The organism is Belnapia arida (assembly GCF_016773205.1).
GTDB lineage: Bacteria > Pseudomonadota > Alphaproteobacteria > Acetobacterales > Acetobacteraceae > Belnapia > Belnapia arida.
In genome coordinates this window covers 580,613-602,483 of record NZ_JAETWB010000001.1, presented here as the reverse complement: position 1 = coordinate 602,483, position 21,871 = coordinate 580,613, and the positions used below count along the sequence as shown (strand labels likewise).

The window sequence follows — 21,871 nt, the reverse complement described above, 5'->3', positions numbered from 1 at the left end:
GCCGCGGCTTCACGATCTTCGCCGCGATCGACCAACGGGAGGCGGCGCGCTCGGCGGGCCTCGACATGCCGCCCACCACGCTCCTCGTCTACGGCAACCCGCGCGGCGGCACCCCACTGATGCTCGCAGCGCCGGATTTCGCGCTGGAGCCGCCGTTGAAGGTGCTGGTGCGCGAGGAAGCCGGCGGCAAGGCCCTCGTCGTCTACACCCCGGCCGAGGCGCTCGGAGGACGGCACGGGCTGCCCGCCGGCATGGCCGGCAAGCTCGTGGGCGCCGAGGCCCTGCTCGCCACCGCCGTGCAGCGCTAGGCCAACCCGGCCATCCGCCCTCTGCTCATGGGGCCAGCTCCCGAACTCGGCTCCCGGGAGAGCGGCGGAACCGAGGCCGGGCGCCGCTTCCGTTGGCGGCTCGGCCGCTGGCCGGACCACCATCCCAGCCTCGGCGATCTGGCTTCCGATCATGGCTCGGCCGGAACGGCTCCCTCTCCGGCCGCCCGGTCCGCGCCCCGGGCCATCGCCCCCGCGGCCTGGCCGCCCCCCTTTGCCCTCCGCGCCCGGCCGCCCCATATTCCCCGGCCACGACTCATCCCTATCCGCGGAGCCCCCCATGAGCGACGCCTTGCCCGTCCCCGTAACCGTGCTGACCGGCTATCTCGGCGCCGGCAAGACCACCCTGCTGAACCGCATCCTCAGCGAGAACCACGGCCGGAAATTCGCCGTGGTGATCAACGAGTTCGGCGAGCTCGGCGTGGACAACGACCTTGTCGTCGATACCGATGAGGAAGTGTTCGAGATGAACAACGGCTGCATCTGCTGCACCGTGCGCGGCGACCTGATCCGCATCATCAACGGGCTGATGAAGCGCCGCGGCAAATTCGACGGCATCATCGTCGAGACCACCGGCCTCGCCAACCCGGCCCCCGTCGCCCAGACCTTCTTCGCCGATGAGGACGTCAAGCGCGCGACCCGGCTCGACGCCATCGTCACCGTGGTGGACGCCAAGCACCTGCCCGCCCGGCTCGACGACAGCCACGAGGCGGCCGAGCAGATCGCCTTCGCCGATATCGTCGTGCTCAACAAGATGGACCTGGTGACGCCGGAGGAGGCCGCCGAGGTCGAGCGCCGCATCCGCGCCATCAACCCCTATGCCGAGATCCGCCGCAGCACGAAGTCCGACGTGCCGATCGACAGCGTGATCGGGCGCGACGCCTTCAACCTCGCCCGCATCCTGGAGCGCGAGCCGGATTTCCTCTCCGGCGAGGACGAGCACGAGCATGACTCGGCGGTGAACTCGGTTTCCTTCGAGGTCTCGTGCCCGATCGACCCGGAGCGCTTCAACGCCTGGATCTCCCAGCTCCTCGCCCAGAAAGGCCAGGACCTGCTGCGCACCAAGGGCATCCTCTACTACGCCGGCGAGGACCGCCGCTTCGCCTTCCAGGCCGTCCACATGATCGCCGATGGCGACTATATCGGCCAGGTGAAGGAAGGCGACCCGCGCCGCTCCAAGATCGTCTTCATCGGCCGCGACCTGAACCGCCCCATGCTTCGCCGCGGCTTCGAGGCCTGCCAGGTCGAGGACGGCGCCAAGGCAGAGGCCGAGGTCGCCCGCTGGAGCCCGGTATGAGCGAGACCAATGACGCCGACTTCCTGCTCTCGGCCCGCGGCCGGTCGCAGGAGCTTGGGGCCTGGGTCGTCGGCCTCGCCTTCGACCGCAGCGGCGCTTGTGGCTTCGGCCTTGGCGACGGCACGCTGCGCATCGCCCCGCCCGGCGAAGGCGAATGGTTGACGCCCGAGGCGCATGACGGCGCCGTGCTCTCGCTCGTCGCCGATGCCAAGGACGGCTTCCTCACCGGCGGCGACGACGGCCGGCTGGTCCGCACCGGTGCCGATGGCACAATCGCGGAGATCGCCGCGCTGGGTGCGATGAAGTGGGTGGAGCATGTCGCCGCGCATGAGGGCGGCCTCCGCGCCGCCTCGGTCGGCAAGCAGCTGCACCTGTTCGACGCCAAGGGCGAGAAGCTGAAGGTGCTGACGCATCCCACCTCCGTCGGCGGCATCGCCTTCGATGCGAAGGGCAAGCGCGTGGCCGCCAGCCACTACAACGGGGCCAGCCTCTGGTTCGTCGCCGCGAAGGAGGACAAGCCCCGCGTGCTGGATTGGAAGGGCAGCCACGCCGCCATCGCCTTCAGCCCGGACGGCTCGCATGTGGTGACGGCGATGCAGGAGAATGCGCTGCATGGCTGGCGCCTCACCGACAGCCAGCACATGCGCATGTCCGGCTATCCGTCGAAGACGCGCTTCCTCAGCTTCACCGCCCGCGGCCGCTGGCTGGCGACGAGCGGCGCCGACAGCGTCGTCATCTGGCCCTTCTTCGGCGGCGGCCCGATGGGCAAGGCTCCGACCGAGCTGGCCGGCGGCGACGGCGTGCTGTGCAGCGCCGTCGCCTGCCATCCGCAGCATGAGGTCGTGGCCGCCGGCTTCGCCGACGGGCTCGTCCTCATCGCCGAGATCGCCTCGGGCAAGGTGGTGCCGGTGGCGCCCCCCGGCCGTGGCGGCATCTCCGCCCTCGGCTGGAATGCCAGCGGCTCGGTGCTCGCCTTCGGCTCCGAAGAAGGCTTCGCCGGCCTCGTCGACCTCAGCCGGCGCTGACCCGGGATGCGGGGGCTCAGAGCTCCCGCATCACCGCCCAGAGATTGGCCTTCGCCTCGAAGCCGATGCCGGGCACATCCGGCATGCGGATGCGGCTGTCCTGGACGGGCGTGCTGTCCGCAAACCCACCGAAGGGCGCGAAGACTTCCGGATAGCTCTCATTGCCGCCGAGCCCGAGGCCGATGGCGATATTCAGCGCGAATTGGTGCCCCCCATGCGGCACGCAGCGCCGCGCGGACCAGCCGTGCTCCTGCAGCATCGCCAGCGTCCGCAGGTATTCGACCAGCCCGTAAGAGAGCACCGGGTCGAATTGCAGCACGTCGCGGTCCGGCCTGAGCCCGCCATGGCGGATGAGGTTGCGCGCATCCTGCATGGAGAACAGGTTCTCGCCGGTCGCGATCGGCCCGCGGTAATGCTCGGCCAGTGTCGCATGCGTCGCGTAATCGAGCGGGTCGAGCGGCTCCTCGTACCAGCGCAGCCGGTAGGGCTCGAGCGCCGCACCATAGGCCAACGCCGCATGCAGGCCGAAGCGCCCGTTGACATCGACGCAGAGGCGCGAGCCGTCGCCGCCCAGCAGCTTCAGCACCGCGTCGATGCGGCCGACATCCTCCTTCAGCGCGTCGCGCAGCGGCGTCCCTGGCGCGCCGCCGATCTTCATCTTGACGACGCTATAGCCGAGGTCGAGGTAGCGCTGCATCTCCTCGACCAGCGCCGCCTCGCCCTTGCCGGGGTAGTAGTAACCGCCGGCCGCGTAGATCCAGGCGCTCTCATCCGCCTCGCCGCCGCGGTAGCGGTCCGCCAACAGCCGCCAGAGCGGGACGCCTTTCAGCTTGGCCGCCGCATCCCACAGCGCCATGTCGAGCGTGCCGACCGCAACGCTCCGGTCGCCATGCCCGCCCGGCTTCTCGTTCCGCATCATCGCCGCCCAGGCACCCGCCGGCTCCAACCCGCCATCGGCATGGACGAGCGCCGCCTCCGGCGCCTCCAGCAGGCGCGGGATGAAGCGCTCGCGCAGCAGCCCCGGCTGGGCGTAGCGCCCATTGCTGTTGAAGCCATAGCCGGTGGCGCTGCGTCCCGCGCCATCCTCGACGGTCACGGCGACGATGGAGGCCGTCATCTTCGAAAAGTCGATATAGGCGTTGGCGATGGCGCTGCTGATCGGCGCAACGGTCTCGCGGACGGAGGCGATGCGCATCAGACCGCGCCCTTCGCGCGCAGGGCCGCCAGCTCCGCCTCGCCGATGCCGAACTCCGCCAGCACCTCGGCCGTGTGCTCGCCGCGCTCCGGCGTCGGCCGGCGCGGCGGTTCCACGCCCGCGAGGTTCATCGGCGCCCTGACGAGCTTCAGCTCGCCGAGCGCCGGGTGCTGCACCGCCCATTCGATGCCGAGATGCCGCACCTGCGGATCGGCGAAGACCTGGTCCATCGAATAGACCGGCCCGCTCGGCACGCCCGCCTTGTTCAACCGCTCGATCCAGTTGGCGGAGGTGTCCTCCAGCAGCGGCTTCTGCAGCAGCGCATTGGTCTTGCCGCGGTTGGCCGCACGCGATTTGTCGGTGGCGAAATCCGGGTCATTCGCCTCCTCCTCGATGCCGAGCGTCTCGACGATGCGCCGCCACATCTCCTGCCCGCCGCCGGCGAGGTTGATCATGCCGTCCTTGGTGTGGAACAGCCCCGTCGGCACCGTGGTCGGATGGTCGTTGCCCGCCTGTTGCGGCACCTCCTGCCTCATCGTCCAGCGCGTCGCCTGGAAGTCCATCATGGCGATCATCGCCTCGAGCAGGCTGGTATGCACCCAGCGCCCGCGGCCGGTCCGCTCCCGCTCCAGCAGCGCCACCAGGATGCCGATCGCCGTGTAGAGCCCCGCCGTCAGGTCGGCCACGGGGATGCCGACGCGCACCGGCCCCTGTCCCGGCAGGCCGGTCACGCTCATCAGCCCGCCCATGCCCTGGGCGATCTGGTCGAAGCCCGGCCGCCGGGCATAGGGGCCCGTCTGCCCGAAGCCGCTGATGGAGCCCAGCACGATGCGCGGGTTGACCGCCGCTAAGGCCTCGTAGCCGATGCCGAGCCGGTCCTTCACGTCCGGCCGGTAATTCTCGACCACCACATCGGCCCGCTCGACCATGCGCTTGAACAGCGCCAGCCCGTCCGGATTCTTCAGGTTGATCGTGACGCCGCGCTTGTTGCGGTGGACATGCTGGAAGTCCGGCCCATGCCGCTCCCCGCCCATGCCCTTGCCGGTGTCGATCTCGTCCGGCGCCTCGATCTTGATGACATTCGCCCCCCAGTCGGCCAGCTGGCGCACGCAGGTCGGGCCGGAGCGGACGCGGGTAAGGTCGAGCACGGTGAAGCGCGCTAGCGGCAGCATGGTTGGAGGCTCCTCTCGATGCGGCTAACCTTGCCCCGAACCCCCGGGGAGGCAAGTCCATGGATGAACTGCTCTACGAGCGCCGCGACGGCATCGGCTTCGTCACGCTGAACCGCCCGCAGGCCCGCAACGCCCTGACCTTCCCGATGTACGAGCGGCTGCGCGAGATCGCCCTCGGCGCCGCCGACGACGCCTCCCTCAAGGCCATCGTCATCACCGGCGCGGGCGAGAAGGCCTTCGCCGCCGGCACCGACATCTCCCAGTTCAAGGAATTCCGCACGCCCGAGGACGCGCTCGCCTATGAGGAACGCATCGACCGCGTCCTGGTCGCCCTCGAGGAATGCCCGAAGCCCACCATCGCGGCCATCGCCGGCGCCGCGACCGGCGGCGGCGCCGCCATCGCCGCGGTCTGCGACCTCCGCATCGCGGCCAGCAATGCCCGCATCGGCTTTCCCATCGCCAAGACGCTCGGCAATTGCCTGTCGATGGCGAATTACGGCCGGCTTGCCGCGCTGATCGGCCCGGCGCGCGTGCTCGACCTCATCTACACCGCCCGCCTCGTCGAGGCGGAGGAGGCGCGCGCGATCGGCCTCGTCTCCGAGATCCTGCCCGACCACGCCGCCTTGCAGGCCCGCGCCGAGGCTCTTGCCCGCACCATCGCCGGCCATGCCCCGCTGACGCTTCGCGCCACCAAGGAGGCGATGCGCCGCCTCCGCCTCGCCGCCCGCCAGGTCGATGGCGACGATCTGGTGACCATGTGCTTCACCAGCCGCGACTTCCACGAGGGCGTCGAGAGCTTCCTCGCCCGCCGCCCCGCCGTCTGGAGCGGAACCTAAGCTTCGTATATCGTCACCGTGAAATGAACCGGGACGCCGCAGTTGCGCTCTCTCCGTGACACACACGTCACAAGAAGGGAAAGCCCCATGCGACGCATCGCCATCATCACCGCTGCCCTGGCCGGCCTGGCCACGGTCGGCATGGTCGACGCCCATGCCCAGACCAGCACCACCAGCCCGAATGCCGTGCCGAACGCGCCAGGCACGCTGCCGCAGCCCGGCGGCGGCGTCACCGCCGGCACCGGCACGCCCGGCAATGCCGATCGAGGCGTGATGCCAAGTGGTCGCGGTGCGCCGCCTCCGGGCATGGCCAACCCGCCCGGCCTCGGCTCCGGCACCGGCGGCAGCCCGCTGACCCCGGGTGGCGCCATCCGTCCCGGCTCGGGCCCTGGCGGCGGCGGTACCAGCAACAACCCGCAGAGCGGCGGCGGCGGCTGATCGACCGCCTCGGCTGAACCGCTCAGGGGCCGGCCTCCGCGAGGGGGCCGGCCCTTGGCATATCCAGGCCCCCACCGGCTGCGGTATCCATGCTGCAAAAGCCTGGAGGACTCGTCATGCCCAGCCGCCGCAGCCTGCTGGCTGCCCCGCTCGTCCTGCCTTCGCTCGTCCATGCCCAGTCGGCCTGGGAGCCGAGCCGCTCCGTCACGCTCCTGGTCGGCTTCGCCCCGGGCGGCGGCACGGACATCATCGCCCGCCTTGTCGCCCCCCTCCTGCAACAGGCGCTTGGCGTCCCGATCGCCGTAGAGAACCGGCCAGGCGCCAGCGGCACCATTGCCGCGCAGGTCAACAGCCGGGCCGCGCCGGATGGCCATACCGTGCTGATGAGCACCGTCAGCGCGTCCGCCGTCGTCCCGCCGCAGATGACGCCGCCTCCCTTCGACATCCATCGCGACCAGACGGCCATCGCCCTCGCCGCTACCGTCCCGCTGGTTGCCGTGGTGCCGCTGTCCTCCCCGTCCCGCGACCTGGCAGGGCTGATCGCCCGCGCCCGCGATAATCCCGGCAAGCTGAACTACTCCTCTTCCGGCGTCGCCACCCAGCAGCACCTGGCGGCCGAACTGCTTTCCATGGCCGCCGGCATCCAGATGACCCATGTGCCCTTCCGTGGCACCGGTCAGGCGGTGAACGAGATTCTCGCCGGGCGCATCGACCTCGCCATCGACACCTTCCCGACCTACCTGCCGCATATCCGCGGCGAGCGGGTCCGTGCGCTGGCCACGACCATGCCCGAGCGCATCGACTGGCTGCCTAACCTGCCGACCGTCGCCGAGAGCGGCTTCCCCGGCTTCGACGCCAATGTCTGGTACATGCTGATGGGCCCCGCCGGGCTGCCGGCGCCGATCCGGGACCGCTGGGCGGCCGCCCTCGGCACCGCCCTCGCCGACCCTGTGCTGCGGCCCCGCATCCGCGAGGCCGGCTTCATTCCCGGCGGCGGCACCAGCGCCGAGGCCGCCGCCCTGCTGAACCGCGATGCCGAGCGCTACGGCGCCCTCATCCGCCAGGCCGGCATCCGCATCGAATAGCCGGGCAGCCCCTGCGCATCATGAACGGCTCCGGCCCGGCCGGACCTGCCTGGCGGGCACCGCATCAGGCGCCTCCTCCGGTCCGGCCATCCGGCGCACTACCAGCAGCACCGCTGCCTTGGCGCTGAACTCCAGCTTCCGATAGGCGCGCAGCAACCCCTCCTCGTCGCCGGCCAGCAGGCCGAGCGAGCCCTGCTCCTCCTCCAGCCACTCGGCCGGCGGCGGCACATCCGGGTCGAGCCCGACGAGATAGGAGACGGAAGTGAAGAGGGCCTCGGCCAGCCGCCGCAGCCGCTCGCCCCGCGGCACCGCCACCCGCCCCTCGCGCAGCCGGTCGAGGAAATCCGGTGCAAGGCCGGCGGCCCGGCTTGCCTCCTCCGGGGTCAGGCCCACCCGTTCGAGGCGCCCCTCGATCAACTCCACCATGGGCGGCGCGGCATCATCCTCCATGCACAGGCGACGCACGGGCGAGCGGCTGGTTTCCCGCTGTCCTTGCTTTTCCGCACCGGCAAGTATAGGATCAAAGTCCTTGCTCTTTGACGCTTTCTCCGCTGAGGACGGTTCCCGCCGGCCGACTGGTAGGGTTTGTCCGAAAGCTGCCGGATCGTCGCTCACCCGGGCAGCGTCGCCAGCGCCACCAGCCCGCCTCCCTTGCGGTTTCGCAGCACCACATCCCCGCCATGCGCCCGGAAGATGTTGCGCGCGATCGGAAGGCCGAGCCCCGTCCCGCCCGTCTCCCGGTTTCGGCTCGCCTCCAGACGGCGGAAGGGTTGGAATACCGCCTCCAACTGGTCGTCCGGGATGCCCGGCCCCTCATCCTCCACCGCCAGCCGCACGATCCCTCCCCCTGGTCCTCTCGGCGCCTCGGGTCCGGTCAGTGCCAGCCGCGCCGCCCCGCCATAGGCCAGCGCATTGCCGACCAGGTTGGCGAGCGCCCGCTTCAGCGCCACCGGCCGTGCCTGGACCGCGAGCCGCTCCGGTCCGCTATAGCCGATCGCCTCCGCAAGGTCCGGCCGCGCATCCGCCGCCTCGTCCAGCACCGTGCGGCAGAGGGCTGCGAGGTCGAGCGCAACGGTCGGCTCGCCCGCCGAATCGTCCCGGGCGAAGGCGAGGGTCGCCGCCACCATCGCCTCCATCTCGTCGAGATCGGCCAACATCTTCCGCCGCTGCTCGTCGTCGTCCATGAACTCCGCGCGGAGGCGCAGCCGGGTGATCGGCGTCCGCAGGTCGTGACCTATGGCCGCCAGCATCTGCGTCCGGTCGCCGACGAAGCGGCGGATGCGCTCCGCCATGGTGTTGAAGGCATGCGCCGCCTTGGCTACCTCGGTCGGGCCGCGCTCCGGCATGGGAGGCGCGTTGACGTCGCGTCCCAGGCGCTCCGCCGCCTCGGCCAGCAGCCGCACCGGCCGGGTCAGCCGCCGCACGGCCCAATTGATCAGCAACCCCGCCGCCAGCGTCATGGCGAAGAAGGCGATGAGGAAGGTCTCCGAATGCCAGGGCCGCGGCGGCGGCAGGGTGATGCGGAGGTTCAGCCACTCCCCGCTCGGCAGGCGGAGGCTGACGAAAAAGAGCGGCCCGCGCTCGCCCCAGGAGGTCAGCACCTCGCGCGGCCGGAAGCGCGGCGACCCGCTTATGAGCTGCTCTAGCCGGAGCATCCGCGCGATGGGCGGCGGGACCGGCGGCTGGTCCAGCCGGGCGAGCGGCTTCTCGTCGAGCGTCGCCTCCAGCCCCTGCGGCAGCTCCAGCTCAGCCAACATCTGGCCGCGCCGGTCCGCCGGCGCGAGGATGACCGTGCGCCAGGCGCTGATCGACCGCGCCGAGATCTCCCGCGCCTGGGCGAAGCGCTGGAGGTCGACGCGGTCCAGCGCATGGATGGTCAGCCCCGCCGCCTGGACGGCGGTGAGCGCCAGCAGCAAGACCAGCGCCGTCCGCCCGGCGAGGCTCCGGGGCCAGAAGCGCCAGGGCGCGGTCGGGCTGGTGGCGCTCAATTGCGCTCCACCGTCGCGGCCAGCACATAGCCGCCGCCGCGCACCGTCTTGATGAGGCTCGGGTTGCGCCCGTCATCCTCGAGCTTCCGCCGCAGCCGGGAGACGGCGACGTCGATCGCCCGGTCGAAGGGGCCCGCCTGGCGGCCCCGCAGCAGGTCCATCAGCATGTCGCGGGTGAGCACACGGTTCGGCCGCTCCACCAGCACCTGCAGCAGTTCGTACTCCCCGCCCGTAAGCGGCACCTCGGCCCCGTCCGGATTGAGTAGGCGGCGCCGCGAAGGCTCCAGCGTCCAGCCGCCGAAGCGGATGGACTTGGCCGGGGCCGCCGATGGCGCCCCCGCCTCGCTCGAAGCGCGGCGCAGCACGGCCCGCACCCGTGCCAGCAGCTCCCGCGGATTGAAGGGCTTGCTGAGATAGTCGTCGGCGCCGAGCTCCAGCCCGACGATGCGGTCCGTTTCGTCCGCCATGGCGGTCAGCATGACGATCGGCACGTCGCCCTGCGCGCGCAGCCATTTGGCGAAGTCGAGGCCGCTCTCGCCGGGCAGCATGAGGTCGAGCACCACCAGGTGGTAGCGCCCAAGCGGCCAGAGGCGGCGGGCCTCCTTCGCGTCCCGGGCGGCGGCGACGCGCATGCCCTGGCGCTCGAGGAATTTCGAGAGGAGGTCGCGGATCTCGCGGTCGTCATCGACGACCAGGATATGAGGCTGGGGTTCCATGGCCTTTGTAACATAGCGCGCCCGGCGCCATTCCGCGCAGGATGTTGTTGCGCCAAGTTGCCGAAGCCGCCCTGGTTGCAAGCCGTTGCAATTCGGCACGACACGGGCATTCCCGCAGCAACATCCGGGGGGCAGTTTCAGAGGAGCCCAGGCGGCCGGCTTCCCCATCCCGGTCGCCGATGGGTATAGGCGGCGGGGATGGCCTCACCCTCCTCCCCATCCCCGCTACCCTTCCCCGCCCTACCCCCCTGGGCGAGGGAAGGGCTCGCGGCCCTGGCCGCCGCCGATCCGCGCCTCGGTGCGATCGAGGCGGCGGCCGGGCCGCTCCCCTGGCGCATCCGCCAGCCCGGCTTCCCTGGCCTGCTCCGTGCCATCTGCGGTCAGCAGATCAGCAATCAGGCGGCGGCGGCCATCTGGCGCCGGCTGGCGGCCCTGCCCGATGCGCTTGATCCCGCCGGGTTGCTGGCGATGGACGATGCGACGCTCTGCGGCATCGCCGGCCTCTCCCGGCCCAAGGCGGCGCATGCCCGCTCGCTCGCCGCGGCTTGCCTCGAAGGCCGGCTCGACTTCATCGCCTTGCCCGCGATGAGCGATGCGGAGGCGGTCGCCCATATCGCGGCGGTGAAGGGCCTCGGCCCCTGGACGGCGGCGGTCCACCTGCTCTTCGCCGAGCAGCGGCCGGATGTCTTTCCTGCCGGCGACTTGGCGCTGGCGGCGAGCGCGGCGCATCTGCTCGGCCTCCCGGCACGGCCGGGGCCGAAGGCGCTCGCCGTGCTGGCCGAGGGCTGGGCACCATGGCGCTCGCTCGCCGCGCGGCTGCTCTGGCACCATTGGCGCTTCGTCACCGGACGGCCTGCGGTGGAGGATGGCTGAGACTCAGGGCGCCAGCAGGATCGAGTCCAGCGGCCAGGGCAGGGTCTCGCCCTCGACGAGGAAGGCGATGGCCTGCTCGTCCTCGCCGTCCCAGGCGCGGGCCAGTGCCAGGGCGATGACCGGAAGCCAGCCGGAGCCGCCGAGGGCGGCGGTGCAATGCGCCTCCAGCAGGCCACGTTCGTCATGCAAGCGGATGACATGGGCGGCCCAGATGCGCTCGCCCTCGCTGCCCTCGCCGACCGGCGACTCCGCCGTCATGATCCGCAGCAACTCGCGGACGCGGCCATCGGTGCGGATGAGGCGGGCGATGCGCCAGGGCTCGTCGGCCGCGTTATAGGCGGTGTAGTCCGGCTCCGAGGGGATCACGACGGCGCGGGGGCGGCGTCGAAGCCGTCCGCCAGCACGCCGCGCGGGGCGATGAAGTCATAGGGCGCGCGGGGCAGGAACTGCCCGCTGCCCGGTTCGGCCTGCACCACGCCGTCGCGCATCACCACCTCGCCTCGCCGGATCGTCGCCACCGGCCAACCGGTGACCTCCAGCCCCTCGTAAGGGGTGTAGTCGATAGCATGTTGCATCAACGGATTCTTAATGACCGCCTTCTTCTTCGGATCCCAGAGGGCGAGGTCAGCGTCGGCCCCGATGGCGATGACGCCCTTGCGCGGGGCGAGGCCCATCAGCCGCGCCGGGTTGGTCGCCGTCAGCCGGACGAAGTGGTCGAGGGAGATGCGACCCTTCGAGACCCCCTCGCTGAACAGGATCGGCAGCCGGGCGGCGAGGCCCGGGATGCCGTTCGGGATGTCACGGAAGGGGGCATCGCGGCCATTCGCCGCCTTGCCCGCCTCGCCGCCCATCGAGAAGCCGCAATGGTCGGAGGAGACGACATCGAGCGTGCCGCGGCGGATCATCTCCCAGATGCGGGCTTGCTCCTCCACCGTGCGCGGACTCGGCGAGCACATATAGGCGGCGCCCTTGAAGCCGGGGCGGTCCATGTCGGCCGCCGTCAGCGTCAGGTATTGCGGGCAGGTCTCGCCCCAGACCTTGAGTCCGCGATGCTGGGCGCGGGCGATTTCCTCCGCCGCCTCGGCGCAGCTGACATGGAAGACTTGGATGGGCTGGTCCACGAGCTCGGCCAGGGCGATGGCGCGGTGCGTCGCCTCGCGCTCTACGACGACGGGGCGCGACCAGGCATGGTATTTCGGCCCGGTCATCCCGGCCTTCATCAGCATCTCGGTGCGCCACTTGATAGCGGCGTAGTTTTCGCAATGGACGGTGACGAGGCAGCCATGGCGGCGGGCCGTCACCAGCACCTTGAGGAATTGCTCGTCGCTTAGGTGCAGCGGCTCGTAGGTGAGGAAGACCTTGAGGCTGCGGATCCCCCTGGCGACGATCTGAGGCACCTCGCGCTCCAGCACCTCGTCGGTCGGGTCGCTGATGATCTGGTGGAAGCTGTAGTCTAGCATTCCCCTCGCCGCGCGCTGCTCGTAGTCGGCGAGGCGGGGGAGGATGCCCTCGCCCTTCCACTGTGGGACGAAGCAAACGACGCTGGTGGTGCCGCCGGCGAAGGCGGAGGTGCTGGCGGTGCGGAAGCTCTCCTCGTTCACCGTGACTGCGAGGTCGCCGCCGGTGCCGACATAGCCGCCACGGGCCGGCTCCTCGATGTGGCAGTGGCTGTCGACGCCGCCGGGCAGGACCAGCAGGCCGCCGGCGTCGAGCGTCGCCGTGCCATCCGTGATGCTTTCGGCCAGCGCCACGATGCGGCCGCCGCGAATGCCGATGTCGCAGCGCATGGTGCCGAAGCCGCCGGCAACCTGCCCGCCGCGTACTACGAGATCGTATTCGGCCATCCGCCCTCTCCTCCGGGTTGCCTACCAGAGGGCCAGTCTAGGAGCCGTAGACGAGGTTCGGAAGCACCAGGGTGATCTGCGGGAAGATCGTCAGCAGGACGAGGGCGCCGATCAGCGGGATGAAGAAGGGCAGCGTGGCCCAGGCCAGCTTGCCGTAGGGGATGTTGCCGACCTTTGCCACGACGAAGAGGCCGATGCCCATCGGCGGATGCAGCAGGCCGAGCATCAGGTTGAGGGTGATCACCATGCCGAAATGCACCGGGTCGATGCCGAGCTGCGTCACCACCGGCATCAGCACGGGGACGGTCAGCACCATGATGGCCAGCGCCTCCATGAACATGCCGAGGAAGAAGAGCAGCAGGTTGATGAGCAAGAGCATCAGCATCGGGTCGTCCGTGACGCCGAGCAGGAGTTCGGCCACCTGCTGCGGCACGCGCTCACGGGCCAGGACCCAGTTGAACAGCGTTGCAGCGCAGACGATGAAGGCGACCGTCGCCGTGGTGTTCATGCTTTCGCGGAAAACCTGGACGAGCTGACGCCAGCCAAGCTCCTGGTAGACCACGGTGCCGAGCAGCAGCGCGTAAAGGGCGGCGACGGCCGCGGCCTCGGTCGCGGTGAAGATGCCGCCGAACATGCCGCCGAGGATGATGGCCGGCGTCAGCAGAGGGAGGAAGGCACAGGCGGCGGCCTGGCCGCGCTCGGCCCATGTGTGGCGGCGGCCACGAGGGAAGCCCTCCTTCCCCGCTACGTACCAGACATAGGCCATCAGCGCGGCGCCGATGACGAGGCCGGGGATGATGCCGCCGAGGAAGAGCCGGCCGATCGAGGTGTTGGAGATCACCGCATAGAGAACGAGCGGGATGGAAGGCGGGATGATCGGCCCGACGACGCAGGAGGCCGCCGTCAGGGCGCCTGCGAATTCGGGCCGGTAGCCCTCCTTCACCATGGCCTTGATCTCGAGCGCGCCGAGCCCGCCCGCATCGGCGACGGCGCTGCCCGACATGCCGGAGAAGATGACGGAGCCAAGGATGTTCACATGCCCCAGCCCGCCGCGAAAATGCCCGACCATGGCGGAGGCGAAGCCGTAGATGCGGTCCGTGACGCCCGAAGTGTTCATCAGGTTGCCGGCGAGGACGAAGAAGGGCACGGCGAGCAGCGCAAAATTGTCGGCACCGGCCATCAGGCGCTGCGGCGCGGTGATCATCGGCGCGCCTTCCAGCATCAGCCAGCCGACGGCGACGACGCCGAGCGCGAAGGCAACGGGTTGGGCGAGGACGACGAGGCCGAGCCAGGCGCCGAAAAAGCCAAGCATCCCTCAAAAATCCCTGGCGGCGGAGGCGGTCAACACCTCGCCGCGGCGGAAGGCACGGACATCCTCGGCCATGCAGGCCAGAGTCCGCACGGCCATGATGGCGGCGGCCGTGGGGATGATGGCCAGCACCAGGCCGGTCGGGATTTCCATGGCCATGCTTGGAAGATCCCATTCGCGGGCGGCGGCGCGCCAGCCCCAGAAAATGATGGCGACGCAGAAGGCGAGCGTCAGCGCCTGGGTGAGCAGCGAGACGGCGAGGCGCGGGCCGGGCGACAGGCGCTCCACCAGGAAGGGCATGCCGATATGGCTGCGGTCGCCGACCGCCGCCGCGGCGCCGAAGAAGACGACGCCGACATAGAGGTAGCGCGCGGCTTCCTCGGTATAGGCGCTCGGGTCGCCGAGCAGGTAGCGCGTCAACACCTGCCAGATCAGCACGGCGAAAAGCGCGACGCCGAGCAGGACGGAGAGCGCCTCATCGGCCCGGCGCAGCAGCTTCACAGGGCTTGCAGTGCGGCATGGACGCCGCGCCCCCAGACCTCCTCGTAGCGGGCGTACATGGGGCCGAGGGCGCGCTGGAAGGCAGCGCGGTCGCTGTCGACGAAGACAGCGCCGCGCGCCTCGAACTCGCCGCGGAGGCGCTGCTCGCTGTCGCGCGTCAGCTGGCCGCCGAGGGCGCCGCCTTCATTCAGCGCGGCGACCAGAAGGTCGCGGTCGGCGGGCGGCAGGGCAGTCCAGCTCTGCTCGCTCAGCACCGGGACCAGCGGGACGAGGATATGCCCCGTCAGGTTCACGTATTTCTGGACTTCCATGAACTTGTTCGCCGCGATGGTCGGCAGAGGGTTCTCCTGCCCGTCGATCACGCCCGTCTGCAGCGAGAGATAGACCTCGCCGAGCGACATGGGCGTCGGCGCGGCGCCGAGCGTCCGCATCATGTCGAGGAAAAGCGGCGCCTCGGGCACGCGGATCTTGAGGCCCATCAGCTCCTCGGGCAGGCCGACGGGCCGGTCGCGCGTCGTCAGCTGGCGGGTGCCGTAATACCAGGGGGCGAGCACCCGCATGCTGCGCTGCTCGGCGAGCTGGCGGCGCATCGCCTGCACCGCCGGATGCTCGAACATCCGCTGCAGCTGGGCGAAGTCGCGGGTGAGGAAGGGGCTCTCCAGGATGGAGAGCGGACGCACCCAGGAGCCGAGCACGCCCGGGCCGGTGATGCAGAGGTCAAGCGTGCCGGAGGAAACCTGGCTCAGCATGTCCCGCTCACCGCCAAGCTGGGAGGAGGGGAAGTTATCAATCCGCAGCCGGCCGCCGGAGCGCTCCTTCAGCAGTTCCGCGGCCCGGAGGATGCCACGGTTGATCTCCCCCTCGGGCGGCTGGACATGGCCGAAGCGAAGCGCCCGCGTTCCCTGCCCGTAAGCGATGGCGGGCCCCGCGAGCAACGCGCCGCCGAGGAGCGCACCCCGGCGGATGATCCCTGAAGCCATGGCCTTCCCTCCCCCATCCGACCGGCCTCTTGGTGCCGGGTTCAGGGGTCAGGTTGGCATGGCAACGGCTCAGGCGCTACCCGCGGCGGGCAATCCGGCGAGGTCGCCCGGTGCGAGGGCGCGAAGGAAGTCCTCGCCCCATCCCTCGGGCGAGGCGCCGGCAATCGCTTCCCAGGCAGCGAGCCAACGTTCGAGGCGCTCGGCGCGCGGCATGTCGAGCGCGCAGGCCAGCGCTTCCGCCATGCCCTCGGCGTCATGCGGATTGACCAGGAGGGCGGAGGAGAGCTGGGCCGCGGCGCCGGCGAAGCGGGAGAGGACGAGCACGCCGGGGTCGCTTGGGTCCTGGGCGGCGATGAATTCCTTGGCGACGAGGTTCATCCCGTCACGGATCGGCGTCACCAGGCAGACCCGGGCAAGGCGCATGAAGCCGGCCACCGTGTCGCGCGTCTGCGGCCGGGCGAGCAGGCGGAGGGGCAGCCAGTCCGGCTCGCCGAACTCGCTGTTGATGGAACCGGCGGCGCTGTCGACCTCCTGGCGAAGGCGACGATAGGCCAGCACGTCCTCGCGCGACGGCGCGGCGATCTGCAGCATGGTCGCGCTGCGCGCCGGTCGGCGGGCGATGACGCGGCGGAAGGCCTCGAGCCGCTCGGGTAGGCCCTTGGTCGGATCCAACCTGTCGACGCCGAGGATGAGCGACTGGCCTTGCAGCGAGCGGGCAAGCAGGCGGGCCGGCTCCAGGGCCGATTGCGCGGCGGCGGTGGCGGCAAACTCGCGGGCGGCGATCTCGGCGGGAAAGACGCCCAGGCGGATCGGCCGGCCGCCAAGCTCGAGCTGCTGGTCGCCGGTGCGGACGGCACCGGCAAACTCGGTGGCGGTCGCAGCAAAGTTGTCGCGGTCGCTGGCCGTCTGGAAACCGAGAAGGTCGGAGGCGAGCACATCCTGCACCAGGCTGCGGATGCCGGGTGCCACGGCCGCCGCATCGGGCGCCGGAAAGGGAACGTGGAGGAAGAAGCCGGTCGGGTTCCGCACCCCCTGGCTGCGCAACGCGCCAGGCAGGGAGAAGAGATGGTAGTCATGCACCCAGATCCGGTCGTCCTGCTCCAGCAACGGTGCCAGGTTGTCCGCGAAGCGGCGGTTGACGCGGCGGTAGGTGTCGAGGTCCTGGCGCCGGAAGGACATCAGATGCGGCAGGGAATGCAGCATCGGCCAGAGCACGCCATTGGAATAGCCCGTGTAGTAGCCGCGATGCTCCGCCTCGGTCAAATCGAGCGTCGCATAACCCACGGCGCCACGCCGGGAGAAGGCCGGTGGGCCAGTCTCCTCAGTGACGGCGCCGCTCCAGCCGAACCAGAGGCCGCCACGGCGCTGCATCAGCCCAAGCAGGGCGACGGCAAGGCCGCCGGCATGCCCGGAATTCCCGGCGGGCACCGGCACCCGGTTGGAGACGACGACGATGCGGCTCATCCCACCTCCAGCAACGCGACCGGCAAGCGGGCGAGGATTTCGGCCAAGGGCAGACGGTCCCCTGCTTCCCCCCCGGGCGCGCCGAGGACCGCCCCGGTCAACGCATCCCGCCAGCGGTGTTCCCCACCTGGACGCGGCAAGACGAGTTCGGTTCCGCGCCATTCCTCTGGCGAGACAAGCGGCAGCGTACCGGCACCGAGCAGCGCGGCAGGCAGGCGGGTGACTACGGCGATTATGGACCGCCCGCGGTGGCTGCGAGCGAAGGCGAGGACATGGCCAGCCAGGGGCCCCTCGACGGTCAGGGGTTGGTAGTCGCCCCCGGCGAACAGCTCGGGCCGGGCGGCACGGAGAGCCAGAGCGCGCGCCAGGATCGCCTGCTTCACCCGCCCGTCCTGCCAGTGGTGCAGCAGCTCCTGGGGCGGGGTGGCCTGTTCCAGCGCCTGATTCCGGGCGGGCCAGTCCACCGGGCGGCGGTTATCCGGGTCCACCAAGCTGAGGTCCCAGAATTCGGTGCCTTGGTAAAGGTCGGGCACCCCGGGGGCGGTGCAGCGCAGAAGGAGCTGGGCGAGGCCATTCACCGCTCCGGCCGGGGCGATGCGGGCAGCGAAGCCGGCGACCTCGTCGCGGAGATGGCTGGCACGGTCGGGCGCCATGCAGGCGAAGATGAAGTCGCGGCAGGCGGCCTCGTAATCGGCATTGGGCACCGCCCATTCCGTGCGGCGCTTGGCCTCGCGCAGCGCCTTCTCCTGCCAGGCGGCGACGCGGTCGAGGAAGGCCGTGACACCCGCCTCGTCATCCGCAGCCAGCCCGAGGGGCCAGGCGGAGACGAGCGTCTGGTAGAGCATGAGCTGTGCGCTCATCCCCGGCGCCGCGCCGTCGTCCAGCGTCTTGCGGAGCGAGGCGTTGAGGCGCGTCCAGCGCTGCACCGCCCCGGACCATTCAGTGGGGATCTCGGAGAGGACGGCGAGGCGGGCGCGGACATCCTCGCCGCGCTTGTGGTCATGCGTCGCCGTCGCCAGCAGGGCGCGCGGGAAATTCTTCACCCGCGCCCTCGCCGTTGCATGGAAGCCGGCAGGGGTGACGGCGAAGCGGCCCGGATCCGACCCGACCTCGTTGCGCGAGAGCAGCCGGCCGTACCGGTAGAAGGCGGTGTCCTCGACGCTCTTGGCCGTCGCCGGGGCGGAGAGCTGCTGAAAGCGCACCGCAGCTGAAAGGCGCTCCCGTCGCTGGTTGGGCGGCAGGCTGCGGGGCGGCTCGCCGCCGAGCCAGCCATCGAGCAGCTCCAACAACGGGCGCTCGGTGGCGCGGACGGTGCGGCGGGCTCCGGCGATGGCCCAATCGAGGATGCGCTTGTCCTCGGCGCTGCGGCCGCCGGAAGTGATGTAGAGCCGATAGATCGGGAAATGCACCAGCACCTCGGCCAGCGCGCGGCGCAGCGCCGTCAGGGTGAAGTCGCGGGTGATGAGGTCCCGCATGGCAACGCGCTTGAGGGCGGCGGCGGTGGCATTCAGCTCCGAGGCGAGGTTGTCGCGGAGGATCTGGCGCTTGGCCTCGCGCACCTCGACCTCGAACTCGCCAGCGCGGCGGGTCTGCTCGGTCCAGAGCGCGGTGAGCGGCCCCTCCCCCGCGGGGTCGTGCAGCACGCCGCTCGCCTCGTCCATGAAGTCGTATCCGGTGGTGCCGTCCACCATCCAATCGGTGCGCAGCGTCTCGAATGGGGCGAGGATCTTCTCGACCCAGATCAGCGGCGGCTGGTCGGGGCGGGCCGTCTCCATGCGGCGGTGCAGCTTGCGGCAGTAGCCGCGCGGATCGGCTAGGCCGTCCACATGGTCGATGCGGACGCCGTCGATGGTGCCCTCGGCATAAAGATTCAGCACCAGCTCATGGGTGGCGTCGAAGACCTCCGGCAGCTCGACGCGGAGGCCGGCAAGCGAGGTGATGTCGAAGAAGCGGCGCCAGTTGATCTCGTCCGCCGCAGCGCGCCACCAGGCGAGGCGGTAGTGCTGGCGCTCCAGCAGCCGATGAAGGGCCTGGCGACCGGCCTCCTCCTTCGCGTCGAAGGCGGCGAGCGCGCGGGTGATGCCGGCACGGCCGGCTTCGGTCGCCGCCGCCTCGGCCAGGCGGGCACGGCAGGCAGAGGCCTCGCCCCGCGAGAGGGCGCGGTCGCGCTGATGCAGGCCGATTCGGCCGAAGGCGAGGGCAAGCTCCTGCAGCCCTGGCTCCTCCGAAGCCTGGAGGATGTGGTGATAGTGCTGCGGCGCTATGGGGAAACGGTGCTCGTAGTACTCGACGTAGAAGCGGCCGGTCTCAGCCTCGAATTTGAGGACGAGGTTGCCGGAGGCCAGCACCTCGCCATAGGGGTCGCCGAGGAAGGGGGCAAGCAGCCGGTTGGAGAGCGAGCGGTCCGGCGGCTCCCAGTCGATGTCGAAATAGGGGGCGAAGGGGCTCTGGCGGCCCCATTCCAGCACGTCGAGCCACCACTCGTTGTCGGCGCCGCCGACGCCCATGTGGTTCGGCACGATGTCCAGGATGAGGCCGAGCCCGGCCTCCTTCAGCGCGGCCGAGAGGCGGCGCAGCGCCGGCTCGCCACCTAGCTCCGAATTGATCTGGCGATGGTCGACGATGTCGTAGCCATGGGTGGAGCCGGGCCGTGCCTTCAGGATGGGCGAGGCGTAGAGATGGCTGATGCCGAGCCGGGCCAGATAGGGCACCAGGGGCACGGCATCATCGAGGGTGAAACCGGCGTGGAATTGGAGCCGGGCCGTCGCCCGTAGTGGAATCGGCACGAGCGTCAATCTCCTTTAGGTCGGGCGCGGGCGAGGATCTCGATGCGGCGGGCCACCGCGGGGTCGTCCAGCAGATGGGCGGCCTCGCCGGGCATGCGGCGCTGCCAGTTCGGATGGCCCTCGGTGGTGCCGGGCAGGTTGGGCTGCTCCGGCAGGGCCAGCGCATCCTCGATGGGGAGGATGGCCAGCGTGCAGGCCGCGCTTGCCGTATGGGCGATGGCCGCCTCGACCACCGATTCGGCATCCTCGGGCGCGGGTTCGTCGCCGGTCGCGGCGCCGCTGTCGAGGAAGGCACCCCAGAGGGCGCTGCGGTCCTCGGCGCGGCGGGCCTGTTCCTGCTTCGCAGTGTCGACTTCGGGGAAAAGGCCGAGGCGGTCGCGCCAGCCGATATCGAGGCCGCGCCACCAGCCGGTGATGGTCGGCAGGTCGTGCGTCGTCGTCATCGCCGCGGCGTCGGGCGACCAGCCATGCGGCGGGCGGAAGCTCCGGTCCTGCTCCTGCTCGAACCAGAGCACACGCATGCCGAGGATGCCGGCGCGCGCCATCTCGCCCTGGAAGCCCTCCGGCAGCGTGCCGAGATCCTCGCCGATGACGATGGCCTGATGGCGGTGGGACTCGAGGGCCAACAGGCGCAGCATGTCCTGCATCGGGTAGCGGAGATAGGCGCCGGCCGACGGGCCGAGGCCCTGCGGCACCACCCAAAGCCGCGCCAGGCCCATCGCATGGTCGACGCGCAGGCCGCCGGCATGGCGGAAGGTCGCCTGCAACAACTCGGTGAAGGCACCGAAGCCGCCCATCCGCATCTCGAGCGGGGAGAAGGCGGTGAGGCCCCAGTCCTGGCCGAGCGGCGAGAAGATGTCGGGGGGCGCACCCACCGAGAGGCCGGGCAGGATTTCCCGCTGGCGTGACCAGGCATGGCTGCCGCCGCCATCCGTGCCGACGGCAAGGTCGGCGATCAGGCCGACCGGCATCCCCGCCTCGCGCGCCGCCTGCTGTGCCGCGCCGCGCGAGGCATCGGCAAGCCATTGGCAGAAGGCGTGGAAAGCAACCTCGCGCGCATTCTCCCGGGCGAAGCGCTGCACCCCGGGGCTTTGCGGGGTGCGGAACTCCTCAGGCCAGTTGCGCCAGTGCCAGAGATCGGGCGACTGGCCGTAGAAATGCGCGTGCAGCGCCTCGAAGCGCGCATGGTCCTCAAGGGCAGGGCCGGTCTCGCGGCGGTACTCGACGAAGCCGGGATGGTCGGCGGCGGCGTCGAAGAGCAGGCGGAACTGGGCGAGCTTGGCGACGGTCGCCCCTGGCCAGTCGATCAGCGGCGCATCCTCGGCCGGCAGCACGGAGGCCATGCCGAGCGCGGCCGCCGGATCGGCATGGAGCACGTTCAGCATGATGCGGCTGGAGGGGGCGTAGGGCCCATACTTGCTGGGGTCGGCGCTGAACAGCGCATGGGCGGGGCTGATCGCCAGCGCCGCCGCGCCCCGGCGGCCGGCGGCATGGGCAAAGGCCGCGACGCCACCGAAATCGCCGACGCCGCCATCGCCCTGACGGCGAAGCGAGTAGATTTGCGCGGCCAGGGCCCAAGGCGCGGCGCCGTTGAGAATCTCGGCCCCGAGGTCGTTCAGCGTAACGCAGCGGGGCGGGGCGGCGGCGACGGTGGCATGGCCACCATCAAGGGTGAGGCGGTGGTAGCCGGGCGTAGAGATGGAGGGCAGCCGCGCCTCGCCCCCCCAGCCGGTCTCCAGCCGGCCCTCGATCCGGTCGCCGCCCTCGATCTGCAATTGGAAGCGATGGCCAGGCTGGGCGCCGGGGATAGCAACGCCGTCCGGCCCGACCGTCACGGTCACCAGCGGCGGCAGGCGGCCTTCCAGCTCGCGCAGGAGGTGGCGCGCCTCCCGCGCATCCTCGGGCAGGCCGAGGGCGGTGAGGACAGCACGCATCGTCTCCGGCGCGATGGCCTGCAACCGGCCATGCACGTCGCGCCATGTGGTGGCGACGCCGGCGGCCTCCGCCAGCTCCCGCAACTCGTCATCGGCACTCAT

Annotated in this window: 20 protein-coding genes; 7 read left to right on the top strand and 13 right to left on the bottom strand. The window is 70.8% G+C overall.

What is annotated here, in order from left to right:
• Positions 1–14: 14 nt before the first annotated feature.
• From JMJ56_RS03000 to JMJ56_RS02990, 3 genes are all read left to right on the top strand, one after another.
• Positions 15–308, top strand: coding sequence for a DUF302 domain-containing protein (locus JMJ56_RS03000; RefSeq protein WP_328702292.1), 294 nt, complete (start codon positions 15–17; stop codon positions 306–308).
• Positions 309–606: 298 nt separating this feature from the next.
• A complete protein-coding gene (locus JMJ56_RS02995) occupies positions 607–1,623 on the top strand; it encodes a CobW family GTP-binding protein (protein ID WP_202830106.1) in 1,017 nt (338 codons plus the stop codon).
• On the top strand, positions 1,620–2,648 hold the full coding sequence (locus JMJ56_RS02990) for a WD40 repeat domain-containing protein (RefSeq protein WP_202830105.1): 1,029 nt from the start codon (positions 1,620–1,622) through the stop codon (positions 2,646–2,648). The genes JMJ56_RS02995 and JMJ56_RS02990 overlap by 4 nt, the downstream gene beginning before the upstream one ends.
• Before the next feature lie 16 nt (positions 2,649–2,664).
• Here the strand turns inward: JMJ56_RS02990 and JMJ56_RS02985 are convergent, their stop codons facing one another.
• The gene (locus JMJ56_RS02985) at positions 2,665–3,843 is read right to left on the bottom strand and encodes a mandelate racemase/muconate lactonizing enzyme family protein (RefSeq protein WP_202830104.1); all 1,179 of its coding nucleotides are present in this window, start codon (positions 3,841–3,843) and stop codon (positions 2,665–2,667) included.
• Positions 3,843–5,015 carry a CaiB/BaiF CoA transferase family protein gene (locus JMJ56_RS02980; RefSeq protein WP_202830103.1) on the bottom strand — a complete coding sequence of 391 codons (1,173 nt, stop codon included), beginning with the start codon at positions 5,013–5,015 and terminating at the stop codon, positions 3,843–3,845. The genes JMJ56_RS02985 and JMJ56_RS02980 overlap by 1 nt, the downstream gene beginning before the upstream one ends.
• A gap of 59 nt (positions 5,016–5,074) precedes the next feature.
• Between JMJ56_RS02980 and JMJ56_RS02975 the strand changes: the two genes are divergently transcribed.
• The 3 genes from JMJ56_RS02975 to JMJ56_RS02965 all read left to right on the top strand — a co-directional run bounded on the left by JMJ56_RS02975 (position 5,075) and on the right by JMJ56_RS02965 (position 7,374).
• Complete coding sequence (locus tag JMJ56_RS02975; protein ID WP_202830102.1) at positions 5,075–5,851, top strand: enoyl-CoA hydratase; 777 nt, start codon at positions 5,075–5,077, stop codon at positions 5,849–5,851.
• A gap of 87 nt (positions 5,852–5,938) precedes the next feature.
• On the top strand, positions 5,939–6,289 hold the full coding sequence (locus tag JMJ56_RS02970; RefSeq protein ID WP_202830101.1) for a hypothetical protein: 351 nt from the start codon (positions 5,939–5,941) through the stop codon (positions 6,287–6,289).
• Positions 6,290–6,405: 116 nt separating this feature from the next.
• Positions 6,406–7,374, top strand: a complete 969-nt coding sequence (locus JMJ56_RS02965; RefSeq protein ID WP_202830100.1) for a Bug family tripartite tricarboxylate transporter substrate binding protein — start codon at positions 6,406–6,408, stop codon at positions 7,372–7,374.
• A gap of 18 nt (positions 7,375–7,392) precedes the next feature.
• On the opposite strand, the gene JMJ56_RS02960 is transcribed toward JMJ56_RS02965, so the two are convergent.
• The 3 genes from JMJ56_RS02960 to JMJ56_RS02950 all read right to left on the bottom strand — a co-directional run bounded on the left by JMJ56_RS02960 (position 7,393) and on the right by JMJ56_RS02950 (position 10,078).
• A complete protein-coding gene (locus JMJ56_RS02960; protein ID WP_328702247.1) occupies positions 7,393–7,839 on the bottom strand; it encodes a helix-turn-helix domain-containing protein in 447 nt (148 codons plus the stop codon).
• Positions 7,840–7,985: 146 nt separating this feature from the next.
• Positions 7,986–9,362, bottom strand: a complete 1,377-nt coding sequence (locus JMJ56_RS02955) for an ATP-binding protein (RefSeq protein ID WP_236037395.1) — start codon at positions 9,360–9,362, stop codon at positions 7,986–7,988.
• Positions 9,359–10,078 carry a response regulator gene (locus tag JMJ56_RS02950; protein ID WP_202830098.1) on the bottom strand — a complete coding sequence of 240 codons (720 nt, stop codon included), beginning with the start codon at positions 10,076–10,078 and terminating at the stop codon, positions 9,359–9,361. The genes JMJ56_RS02955 and JMJ56_RS02950 overlap by 4 nt, the downstream gene beginning before the upstream one ends.
• Before the next feature lie 198 nt (positions 10,079–10,276).
• Between JMJ56_RS02950 and JMJ56_RS02945 the strand changes: the two genes are divergently transcribed.
• Positions 10,277–10,951, top strand: coding sequence for a DNA-3-methyladenine glycosylase family protein (locus JMJ56_RS02945; protein ID WP_202830097.1), 675 nt, complete (start codon positions 10,277–10,279; stop codon positions 10,949–10,951).
• Positions 10,952–10,954: 3 nt separating this feature from the next.
• On the opposite strand, the gene JMJ56_RS02940 is transcribed toward JMJ56_RS02945, so the two are convergent.
• The 8 genes from JMJ56_RS02940 to malQ form a co-directional block, all read right to left on the bottom strand.
• Positions 10,955–11,317 carry a hypothetical protein gene (locus tag JMJ56_RS02940; protein ID WP_043363335.1) on the bottom strand — a complete coding sequence of 121 codons (363 nt, stop codon included), beginning with the start codon at positions 11,315–11,317 and terminating at the stop codon, positions 10,955–10,957.
• Entirely contained in the window at positions 11,314–12,795 is a 1,482-nt protein-coding gene (gene hydA / locus JMJ56_RS02935; RefSeq protein ID WP_202830096.1) for a dihydropyrimidinase, read from the bottom strand. The genes JMJ56_RS02940 and hydA overlap by 4 nt, the downstream gene beginning before the upstream one ends.
• Before the next feature lie 37 nt (positions 12,796–12,832).
• Positions 12,833–14,107: a TRAP transporter large permease gene (locus JMJ56_RS02930; protein ID WP_202830095.1), complete on the bottom strand. Its 1,275-nt coding sequence runs from the start codon at positions 14,105–14,107 to the stop codon at positions 12,833–12,835.
• A gap of 3 nt (positions 14,108–14,110) precedes the next feature.
• Positions 14,111–14,605, bottom strand: a complete 495-nt coding sequence (locus tag JMJ56_RS02925; protein WP_202830094.1) for a TRAP transporter small permease — start codon at positions 14,603–14,605, stop codon at positions 14,111–14,113.
• On the bottom strand, positions 14,602–15,585 hold the full coding sequence (locus tag JMJ56_RS02920; RefSeq protein WP_202830093.1) for a DctP family TRAP transporter solute-binding subunit: 984 nt from the start codon (positions 15,583–15,585) through the stop codon (positions 14,602–14,604). The genes JMJ56_RS02925 and JMJ56_RS02920 overlap by 4 nt, the downstream gene beginning before the upstream one ends.
• A 69-nt stretch (positions 15,586–15,654) precedes the next feature.
• Complete coding sequence (locus JMJ56_RS02915; RefSeq protein ID WP_202830092.1) at positions 15,655–17,049, bottom strand: alpha,alpha-trehalose-phosphate synthase (UDP-forming); 1,395 nt, start codon at positions 17,047–17,049, stop codon at positions 15,655–15,657.
• Positions 17,046–19,835 (bottom strand): malto-oligosyltrehalose synthase, encoded by a 2,790-nt coding sequence (gene treY / locus JMJ56_RS02910; RefSeq protein ID WP_328702246.1) that lies wholly within the window; start codon positions 19,833–19,835, stop codon positions 17,046–17,048. The genes JMJ56_RS02915 and treY overlap by 4 nt, the downstream gene beginning before the upstream one ends.
• Before the next feature lie 5 nt (positions 19,836–19,840).
• Complete coding sequence (malQ, locus tag JMJ56_RS02905; RefSeq protein WP_202830091.1) at positions 19,841–21,871, bottom strand: 4-alpha-glucanotransferase; 2,031 nt, start codon at positions 21,869–21,871, stop codon at positions 19,841–19,843.